Annotated in this window: 18 protein-coding genes; all 18 read right to left on the reverse strand. The window is 61.2% G+C overall.

Going from position 1 to position 8,100, the window contains the following annotated elements; translation table 11 throughout:
• The coding region (locus tag ACTBDU_RS14920) for a transposase (RefSeq protein ID WP_438807015.1) at nt 1-276 on the reverse strand (276 nt) is incomplete at its 3' end.
• 56 nt (nt 277-332) lie between these two features.
• Entirely contained in the window at nt 333-737 is a 405-nt protein-coding gene (locus ACTBDU_RS14925) for a hypothetical protein (RefSeq protein ID WP_438807016.1), read from the reverse strand.
• 104 nt (nt 738-841) lie between these two features.
• Nucleotides 842-1,126, reverse strand: a complete 285-nt coding sequence (locus ACTBDU_RS14930; RefSeq protein ID WP_438807017.1) for a hypothetical protein — start codon at nt 1,124-1,126, stop codon at nt 842-844.
• A complete protein-coding gene (locus ACTBDU_RS14935; RefSeq protein ID WP_438807018.1) occupies nt 1,111-1,290 on the reverse strand; it encodes a putative phage tail protein in 180 nt (59 codons plus the stop codon). The genes ACTBDU_RS14930 and ACTBDU_RS14935 overlap by 16 nt, the downstream gene beginning before the upstream one ends.
• Complete coding sequence (locus ACTBDU_RS14940) at nt 1,283-1,435, reverse strand: hypothetical protein (protein ID WP_438807019.1); 153 nt, start codon at nt 1,433-1,435, stop codon at nt 1,283-1,285. Before ACTBDU_RS14940 ends, ACTBDU_RS14935 begins: the two co-directional genes overlap by 8 nt.
• Entirely contained in the window at nt 1,432-2,055 is a 624-nt protein-coding gene (locus tag ACTBDU_RS14945) for a baseplate J/gp47 family protein (RefSeq protein ID WP_438807020.1), read from the reverse strand. Before ACTBDU_RS14945 ends, ACTBDU_RS14940 begins: the two co-directional genes overlap by 4 nt.
• On the reverse strand, nt 2,024-2,503 hold the full coding sequence (locus tag ACTBDU_RS14950) for a baseplate J/gp47 family protein (protein ID WP_438807021.1): 480 nt from the start codon (nt 2,501-2,503) through the stop codon (nt 2,024-2,026). Before ACTBDU_RS14950 ends, ACTBDU_RS14945 begins: the two co-directional genes overlap by 32 nt.
• Nucleotides 2,504-2,516: 13 nt before the next feature.
• Nucleotides 2,517-2,747 (reverse strand): phage GP46 family protein, encoded by a 231-nt coding sequence (locus tag ACTBDU_RS14955; RefSeq protein ID WP_438807032.1) that lies wholly within the window; start codon nt 2,745-2,747, stop codon nt 2,517-2,519.
• Between the two features lie 222 nt (nt 2,748-2,969).
• Complete coding sequence (locus tag ACTBDU_RS14960) at nt 2,970-3,377, reverse strand: hypothetical protein (RefSeq protein ID WP_438807022.1); 408 nt, start codon at nt 3,375-3,377, stop codon at nt 2,970-2,972.
• 73 nt (nt 3,378-3,450) lie between these two features.
• Nucleotides 3,451-3,822, reverse strand: coding sequence for a hypothetical protein (locus tag ACTBDU_RS14965; RefSeq protein WP_438807023.1), 372 nt, complete (start codon nt 3,820-3,822; stop codon nt 3,451-3,453).
• A gap of 30 nt (nt 3,823-3,852) precedes the next feature.
• On the reverse strand, nt 3,853-3,975 hold the full coding sequence (locus tag ACTBDU_RS14970) for a hypothetical protein (protein ID WP_438807024.1): 123 nt from the start codon (nt 3,973-3,975) through the stop codon (nt 3,853-3,855).
• Nucleotides 3,976-3,978: 3 nt separating this feature from the next.
• Entirely contained in the window at nt 3,979-4,266 is a 288-nt protein-coding gene (locus ACTBDU_RS14975; RefSeq protein WP_438807025.1) for a phage baseplate assembly protein, read from the reverse strand.
• 146 nt (nt 4,267-4,412) lie between these two features.
• Entirely contained in the window at nt 4,413-4,769 is a 357-nt protein-coding gene (locus ACTBDU_RS14980; RefSeq protein WP_438807026.1) for a hypothetical protein, read from the reverse strand.
• A gap of 16 nt (nt 4,770-4,785) precedes the next feature.
• The gene (locus ACTBDU_RS14985; protein ID WP_438807027.1) at nt 4,786-5,535 is read right to left on the reverse strand and encodes a DNA circularization N-terminal domain-containing protein; all 750 of its coding nucleotides are present in this window, start codon (nt 5,533-5,535) and stop codon (nt 4,786-4,788) included.
• Nucleotides 5,536-5,617: 82 nt separating this feature from the next.
• On the reverse strand, nt 5,618-5,830 hold the full coding sequence (locus tag ACTBDU_RS14990; protein WP_438807028.1) for a hypothetical protein: 213 nt from the start codon (nt 5,828-5,830) through the stop codon (nt 5,618-5,620).
• A 562-nt stretch (nt 5,831-6,392) separates the two neighbouring features.
• Nucleotides 6,393-7,184, reverse strand: coding sequence for a hypothetical protein (locus ACTBDU_RS14995; RefSeq protein ID WP_438807029.1), 792 nt, complete (start codon nt 7,182-7,184; stop codon nt 6,393-6,395).
• Nucleotides 7,185-7,556: a hypothetical protein gene (locus ACTBDU_RS15000; protein WP_438807030.1), complete on the reverse strand. Its 372-nt coding sequence runs from the start codon at nt 7,554-7,556 to the stop codon at nt 7,185-7,187. It lies immediately after the preceding gene.
• Nucleotides 7,557-7,672: 116 nt separating this feature from the next.
• The gene (locus tag ACTBDU_RS15005) at nt 7,673-8,053 is read right to left on the reverse strand and encodes a hypothetical protein (RefSeq protein WP_438807031.1); all 381 of its coding nucleotides are present in this window, start codon (nt 8,051-8,053) and stop codon (nt 7,673-7,675) included.
• Nucleotides 8,054-8,100: the final 47 nt, after the last annotated feature.

Raw genomic sequence — 8,100 nt, forward strand, 5'->3', positions numbered from 1 at the left:
CATCAAGAGCGCTGTAGCCTTTTTTAATATTTCGTTTTCCATTTCAATGCGTTGTACCTTCTTCTTGAGCTCACGTATTTCGATTTGTTCCGGGGTTATGGGAGAGGCTTTTGGCGTTTTCCCCTGTGGCTCATCACGCAGTTGTTTTACCCATTTCGTCATCGTAGAAAAACCGACGTCCATGGCTTTTGCTGCTTGCGCGGCGGTGTAATTTTGGTCGACAACCAGTTGAGCGGATTCGCATTTGAATTCAGGACTAAAATTTCTTCTTTTCATTGGTGCACCCGTGTTGTTCTGAGGTGAGCATATCACCTCAGTTCAGGTGGCCAAATTCAGTGTGCCACTACACATTCGCAGGTTTTGACGTTGTTGGCGTACAGCGCCACGCTGCCTTTGTCATTGGCAATCAGCCCTGAATCGCTGTCGTCGACATTGACCAAATGGGTGATCTGCAGACTGCCGTCAACCGTGCCGCCGGTACGTTTGTCCAGTGCGTTTTGTGCCTGTTCAACGGTATTTTTTAACCCCAGATTGGCCACGAACGCCGCCTTATCCGGAATATCCGCGCCGTTGTTTTTCTTGAGCAGGCTGCGTTTTTCATTCTCCTGCCGGGCTTGCGCAATCAGCCCCTTGATGGCCTCGGCCAGCTGGTTATGTTGCGCCGGGTTGGGCTGCATTCCGGCGGCCGCCAGAATATTTTTCTGCTCGGTCTGGGTATCGATGACCGCCCCCTGCATGGCGTTCAGTCACTGGGCGTAGACCACGGTCCCCCTGACGTCGTCGGCCGGGTCGCCGTCATGAAACAGCCCGTCCTCGCTGTCAATCGGCGCGATAATATCCTTCATGGGCGCGTTTTCTCCCTGTAGTTAAACACCACCTGGGTGTGCGCGGGTTTCAGGTCCTTAAACAGCCCTTCAATCAGGTTCTGCCCAAAGGTCAGCAGCTTTTCCCCGGCCACCGAGCTACCGGCGCGGAAGCGGTAGACCGGCACCTGTGCGTCATCGATATTGACTATCCACAGCCAGATGATCTCCGGCACCCAAATACGCTCGCCGGCCCGGACAATACCGGCGCGGAACGGCTCCAACTCGTCGATGGTGAGGCGGTAACCTAGCGATTTGGCCAATTGATAAAGTATTGCCGGCTCAGGCCACCAGTGGCGTTAATCCTGGCCAGTACCTGCTGGCGACGCTGCTGTAGCGTCATGCTGCTGTCGGGGGAAATTTCCAACGTCCACTCCCAGTCGACCAGCAGCCCGACTGCCAGAAAGGGCGTGATACCGTCAGCCACATCGCCGGCACGGATTTCTTCCAGCTAGCTGTGCCAGGCTCTTCCCCTCGGCCTGCAGTTCGACACCGAGTCGCTTACCGGTCAGCGTATAGCTTTTCGGTGGCAGCAGGGCACTGAGCAGCTGCGCGTAATCGCGGCTGTTCATGGCATTTTCTCCACTGTGATGGTGCCTGCGCGTATCCACTGCACGGTCTGCTTGTTCACCACCGGCACCACATTGGCGCTGGAGGCAAGCAACTGGTAGTCCACCACGCCGACCACATCGGATATCAGCGCCCCCAGCTGGGTTCTGACCGCCACTTCACCGGGGGCCAGGCGGTTAAAATAGTCACTGAGCGCGGTCGTAATCTGTTTGCGCGCTGCCTCCAGCGTTAGATTGCTCAGGCTGACCTGGGCCGTGATATTGGTTTTCACCACTTCGGGGGCCAGTACCAGACAGTCTTTCGTGGTGACCGGGCGCATCTCGTCAAGGTAGCGCTGCACCGCCTTAAGCGTCTCCGGCGACGGCAGGTCGTTATGGGTGACTATCATTACATCCACCGTACCGTAGCCCCGGCGCAGCGAGTAGACGTGGGCTTCGGTGATGCCGGGCAGGGACACCGCCCAGCGATGGTAATCGTATTGATTGCCGCCCGCCGGCGGACGAGGTATCACCTCCAGCAGACGCACCAGCAGGGCGACGTCGGATCCGGCCTCGCTGCCGCCGCCCATGCGGGTGATAGTGACGTTGCTGTCAACACCGGCTGGGGCCATCAGCAGCGGCACTGGCGTATTGTCCGCCAGATTGCCCTGGGTACCCGCTTTGCAGCGCGCGGGCGGGCAAGGTCAGGCTGTCCGTTGCGTCTGTCGTGCCCGGCGCGGTGGTCTGGTAGCGCTGACGGCTGCCGGTGGGACGCAATTGCAGTAGGCCGGTAATGTTTGCGCCGGGGTTGCCAATCAGGCGTACTTCGCCGCCGGCCGGGGTAGCTGCTTTCGGCGTCAGGTTGCGCACGCGGGCGTGCATTACCAGATAGTCATGGTCGGCGATGTCCGGGAACATTTGCCGCACTATCCACAGCTGGTGCTGGTATAGCCATTGCAGCGCGCTGGCAATGGCGTTCGCGCGCACCGCGTAGTCACTGTCGGGACCGGTATCGGCGTCCGGCAACTGGTTGCGGATATCGCGCAAGAGCGTGTCGGCAATCTCGGTATGGATGGGGGTGCTGTGCGACATGGTGATATTCCGTTTAAATGACCTTTAGCGGATGAGTAAAGGTTTGCAAATTGCCGTTGGTGGCCACGACGTCGATATGCAGCCGCAGGTCACCTTGTGCCGGACGGCTGACTCGGACGTCAATGTGGCAGGCGCGGTTATCGGTCAGCAGTGGTTGCAATGCCTGTTCGGCATATTGCTGGGCCAGTCGCCGGGTGGTGGCCGAGTCTTTGGCCTGCGCCAGTTCGTGCAAACGTGACCCCAGCTGCGGGTCAGCTCAATATTGCCCGCGCGGCGTCATCAGGCGTAGGTAGACCGCGTTATGCAGGTCAGTGGTGCGAGTACCGGTGTAATCACTGGTCTGGCTGTCAATCAGTGCGTCCATGGTGTCAGGGTAAGGTAGGCGACGGGGCAGAAGGAGTGACGCGGGCGTAGAGGGTAACTGGTACGGTGGTGTGCGTCGCGAGCTGCGACGCTATCTTACCTGTTAACCGGTCCGTCGGACAGCCCGGAAGGTGTCGGGTTCCTGTGTCCACTTTGCCGGATGCCGTTGATTTCCACCTCGCCGCTGCGCAGGGGTGGCGCCCTGGTGCTTAATATCCCCCGCAAAGCGCGCCACCGCGCCATCGCCGCCGTTAATCGTCACACCGCCGTGGCCGCTGATAGGCCCCTTGGCGGTCAGCGCCTGTGAGGTTGACAGCATCGGCGTCTCGAAGCCGGCGCGCTCTTCGGCCTGAACATGATAGCGTTTGCATTTAACCCGATACTCGTCGCATTCCACCTCGATAATTCTTTCGCGCCGGATAACGATTTTGGCGCCTTCATCACTGTAGAGCGCCACCTCGCCGTTTGCCAGCCCTTGCAGCCGGTAGATGCTGTGTTCGGTGGCAATCACGATACTATGGCGGTACGGCCGCCCAGGGCACGGCGAATACGCTAATCGATGTGTGTGCTATCAGGTCAGCCATCTATCCTGCTCCCAGCTTTGCCATAACATTTTTGCACCTTTTTGGCCCTTGACCTTGCTCACCCGTTTGCTTCCGGGCGCGAAAATGCACCTCCTCATCGCTGTCGGTATCACCCACCACCGCCACCAGGGGTCGGTAGAGCGGAACGGTCTTATCTTTCACCTGGCTGCGGCGGTCATGGCGGCCGTCAGCCTGTGCGCTGCCGTGCCCCTGGGCCAGTACCGTCACCTCGGAGTAGCGGCTGCTGATATTTTCGCTCACCGCCAGGCGCAGCAGGTTATTGCCCTGGCCGTCGCGCCGCAATATCAGCGTATCCACCGGCGGGGTGCTGTGATCCGGTCCGCCCACCACTAGGGTGTTATCGGCGCTCACTCAGGGCCACAGCCCGCTGCCTTCCGCCGCCTAGCGCAGCGCGCCCCAGGCGGTATCGCCGGGGTCAATGCTGACTTTTTTGGCGGTCAGCGGCGAGGTGGCCTGCAGACGAATGCGGGTGACGCCCAGCGGCCGCACTATCTGGGTGACCACCTCCTACAGGCTCATGTCCCGGGCGCTGAATATCAGGGCCGAGCAGTCAACCAGCACGGCGGCCGCATCGCGCCCATAAACGCTCAGTGTATGCTGCACGCGCGCCACCTCGTGGCGCAGTTCATCCACCTGGCCGGTCATGATAAGCGCGTCACCGGCACACAGTTCGGCCCGTGCGCCCACCCTGACCTCCGGCGGCAGACGGGCCTGGCTTAGCCCGACGGTGAGCGCCCAGCCCGCCGCCGGGGTCAGCAGGGCCGGCGTCCACTTCAATATCCAGCCAGTCATCATGGGCTACCCCGCCAATCTGCAGGGCAATACGCTCAGTAGTGTTAACGGGCGAAGGCATACAAACGGTCATCGGGTTGCAGCACGTTGGGGTTGCGCAGGGTGGGATTTAATCGGGCCAGTTCGCTGGCACGCGCGGCCTCGCCGTATCATTCAAAGGCCAGCAGATGCAGATTACACGCCCGGGTGACGCGCCCCAAAACGCGCGGCGGACGGCGTACTATCAGGGTGCGGGCCTGGCTCTGTAGCTGGTAGGCCAGCTGCTGCAGCGCAGCGATAAGCCGCCTGTCGTTACGGGCGTCGGGTGTAACGTCACGGGCCTGGTGCGCTGTACGCTGCCGGGTGTCCATCACGGTGCGCTGTGTCACGATGGCGGTCACGATTAACGCGCGCCCCTCCTCGCACAGGCGTTTAATATCGCTGCCAGAGAGCGTCGGCGTCTTCTCTTCCGCCTGAAAGATATCCGCCGCCACGTCAACCCACTCCGCTATCGTCACCAGGCGCACGGTCTAGTTAATCAGCTCACAGTCGGCCTGCGGCATAATGCTGGCGCGGGTTCAGGGTGGAGGCAAAAACGCCACCCTGACCGCCGGCAGCGCTGGCAGTCACACGCCGTTCGGCAAACCCGGCCAGCCGTTCGCCCTGACTGCGCATCGTCAGCCAGTCTGACAGCCGCGGCACCTCGCTAAAATTCAACCGGTCACTGAAAGTGGACAGCAACCTTTTCAGGTCAGAGACAAACGCCGTGGGCATATCAAGGTAGTTCATCACGCTGCCCAGCGAGGTCTGCACCACATACTCCGCCGAGGCCAGCAGATTACTGATGCGGGCGATACCTTCATTGCCGCGCCGGATGGTCGCCAGTGCGTCCGACAACCCGGCGGTGACATGGTCCAGCAGGCCGCCGGTGCGTGAGGTGGTAGCGACCAGCGCAAACAGTGCCTGTTCGGTGCTGGCCTCGACAAACACCAGCTCCACGGTCATCGCATTAAGCAGCTCTACCTCGTGCTCAACGCCCGCTTCCAGCAGCTGCACGCGCGGCAGCGAGCCATACACCGGGTGAAGTAGCTCACACCGGGGGCCGGGGGCTTTTATCGCCGCCAGAAACGCCTTGAGGCGTGTCTGCTGGCCGTTGCCCCAGAACAGCGTTGACAGGCGCAGGTTCAGTGCTTTCAGCCCGTGGTCTTCCATTTCCGCTCCGTCGCGCCAGGGGTATTCATACACCACCGTGTCGCGGGCCAGCACCTCGCGGGTGTAGAGGTGTAGAGGCAATCGAAGGCGATACCCCGGAACGACGCCGGCAGCAGCATATCGACACCCAGCCGCCCGGACAGTGGATAAATAGTGTCAACCATCAGTGTCGTCTCCCCTCACGCGCCAGACGCGTCTCCACGGCAGTGGCAATCTCGCGCCAGTCCAGCGTGACGCTGACATTCACGGCGGCGGCTGCAGTGGTGGCCGGGGTCGCCGTCGCCGATGTCGCCTCACGCGGCGTAGCGTGACTTCCCGCCAGCCAGCGACGTATCTCGTCCAGCACATCCAGCGTGCCGACAGACGGCATCGGCACCGGGCTGGGCGGTAGCCCGCGTGCCTGCGCCTCAGCCGCGTTATCCTTGCCGCGCTGCAGCTATGTCCTGCGCCCCTTGGCAGGCCATCAGGCCGGTTCCCAGCAGGGGAATGCCCTTTGGCAGACTCCGGCTTTTGTAGCCGCGCCTTTCAGCAGGCCGTCGGCGGCCCTGGTCAGCGTGCCACCGCCTTTGCCCAGCAGCAAGCAGGTCCGCGCCGGTCTTGACGGCTGCCGCCGCACCTAGCGCGGTAATGGCCAGCGACGCCTTGGTTACCGCTGTGGTGAGACCCGGGAATTCCTGTGCCAGCCTGGCCCCGCTTTCAGCCACGTCGCCCAGTACTTGAGAGACCGGGGCCACGGCGTCGTTGGTGGCAAAGAGTTTTTCATTCTCTGCCTGCTGAACGCGAAACTGGCTGCCCTTTTCTGACCAGGCTAAAATCTAAATCGGCCGAATGCGCCCCTTCCGGCGTCTCAAGCTGCTTGACCACCTCATCGGTCAGCTGTCGGGACATCGTCCTGTTGCGTTCATAGCCATAAAACGCATTGCGCGATTGCTGATTGGTCAGCAGGGTCGAGACATGGGCACCGTGACGCCCTTCAATCGCCGCTTCCAGGTTAGCGCGCTTTTCCGGATCGCGCGGATAACCGGCTCAGCGCGCAGTTTTTTCGTTTGCGCATCGTGTCTGTCTGCCAGTTGTATCACCCGGTCCAGCGTATCGAGCGGCGTCAGGCCGGCTTTCGCATCCTGAGTCATCAGCGCCTGGATATCGACACCTTTGCCCCGGATAAGCAGATTTTTAGCGTTGTTCTTCAAGTTGGTAGAGGACGGCTCTGCCAGTAAATCGTTGGCGTTGGTGGTAGCCTCATCCGGCTCACCGGCAACTGAGCTGGCGGCTTCAAACAGCGCCAGGGTCTGGGCATAGCCCGCCGCCCGTGAAAGCCTGCCCGACTTGGCGGCCTCGAGTGCGCGCGGCACAGCCAAGGCCAGCAGCAGCACATCTACCAGACCGTGTTGCGCCGCTGTGTTGGCCCCCTTCAGCGCGATGCGGCTGTCGCGCTCACTGAGGTTAAAATTGACCGCCGCATTTTGCAGCAGCGCCATCTCTTTGAGCTCAGCCCCGGTGGCCGTGGCGTTTTTCATCACCTTCGGCAGATTAGGAAAAAGCTTTTTCCTTCGGCAGGGAGCGCAGCATGATTTCCAGCGCTTCCATGGCCGGGCCGGGGTGCCGCCGCCGGCGTGCGTGGCGGCGCAAATGTGCTGGTCAATGATTGTCAGGCCCGCCTCGCGCACACTCGCGTTATCATTGCGGTAGGCAAATTTGGCCAGCTTGCGCAGGTGCGCATCGTAGTCCATCTAGCGGGTGATGGGCTGGCGCAGGGTCATGGCCCCGCGACCAAGCCCGGGGCCAAGGGACAGCGTCCTCTTGAGCCAGCTGCGTTGCTGGCGCTCGGCCCCGGCCATCTCCTGACGCCGCCGGGCAATGCTGGTCTGCATCCTGTCATAGGCGCGCACCTGCTCGCTGGCTGACAGGGTGCCGCTGCGCGCCAGGCGCTGATAGGCCGCCTGGGTACGCTGAATTTCCCGCTGCAGATGACGCTCGCCCTGCAGCCCCAGGGTTTCCCGCGCCTGACTCAGGCGGCGAAATTCCTCCGACAGACGGCGAATGCTCGGCGTCGCGCTGTCCTTGACGCCAAAGTGTAGCTGGGTATCAAATTCACGGGCCATGGGTTACGTCCGTTTGGCTGAGGGAGGACGTCGGCGCAGGCTTTTGATGGTCCTGTTTTTCCGCCAGCCCCTGGGGTTTTCCAAACGCCCGATAGCGTTGAGCAGCCCGCCTAGGGCTACAGCGTCAAGGTGGCGGGCGCGGGCGGCGCTGATGCCGTACTATCCGAGTTGGACGAGGGCAAAACAGTAGTCGCGTAGGCGGGCTTCTGCGCACTGAGCTTTTTTTTCGCCTCAAGCTGGGCATCCCGTAGTACTTTGAAATCCTCAGAAACCAGCGTATCGCAGAGGAGCCTATAGGTGATCTCTTCTGCGGGGATACTGCCTAGCTCGGTGATGCAACGTGCCAGGGCACCCACTATGGTGCCCGAGTCCGGGATACCCTCCTCCACCACGGCGATCTCGTCGCCGATGGTGCTAATCCGCACGGTAAAATCACGGTGCCGTTGATTTTTATAAAACACGCCTATCGGTAAGGTAGCGCTGTGGGTAAATGCCATGGGTTACTCCTCAACCTTGTTCAGTGCAAAAACGCTAATAATGATAC

The organism is Sodalis sp. (in: enterobacteria) (assembly GCF_051710625.1).
Taxonomy (GTDB): domain Bacteria; phylum Pseudomonadota; class Gammaproteobacteria; order Enterobacterales; family Enterobacteriaceae; genus JBPESN01.

Bases quoted from the DNA above. Each gene is read 5' to 3' on its own strand.
- ACTBDU_RS14925 (WP_438807016.1), bottom strand. From the start codon at position 737: ATGCAGGGGGCGGTCATCGATACCCAGACCGAGCAGAAAAATATTCTG.
- ACTBDU_RS14940 (WP_438807019.1), bottom strand. From the start codon at position 1,435: ATGAACAGCCGCGATTACGCGCAGCTGCTCAGTGCCCTGCTGCCACCG.
- ACTBDU_RS14950 (WP_438807021.1), bottom strand. From the start codon at position 2,503: ATGTCGCACAGCACCCCCATCCATACCGAGATTGCCGACACGCTCTTG.
- ACTBDU_RS14975 (WP_438807025.1), bottom strand. From the start codon at position 4,266: ATGATGACTGGCTGGATATTGAAGTGGACGCCGGCCCTGCTGACCCCG.
- ACTBDU_RS14995 (WP_438807029.1), bottom strand. From the start codon at position 7,184: ATGGACTACGATGCGCACCTGCGCAAGCTGGCCAAATTTGCCTACCGC.
- ACTBDU_RS15000 (WP_438807030.1), bottom strand. From the start codon at position 7,556: ATGGCCCGTGAATTTGATACCCAGCTACACTTTGGCGTCAAGGACAGC.
- ACTBDU_RS15005 (WP_438807031.1), bottom strand. From the start codon at position 8,053: ATGGCATTTACCCACAGCGCTACCTTACCGATAGGCGTGTTTTATAAA.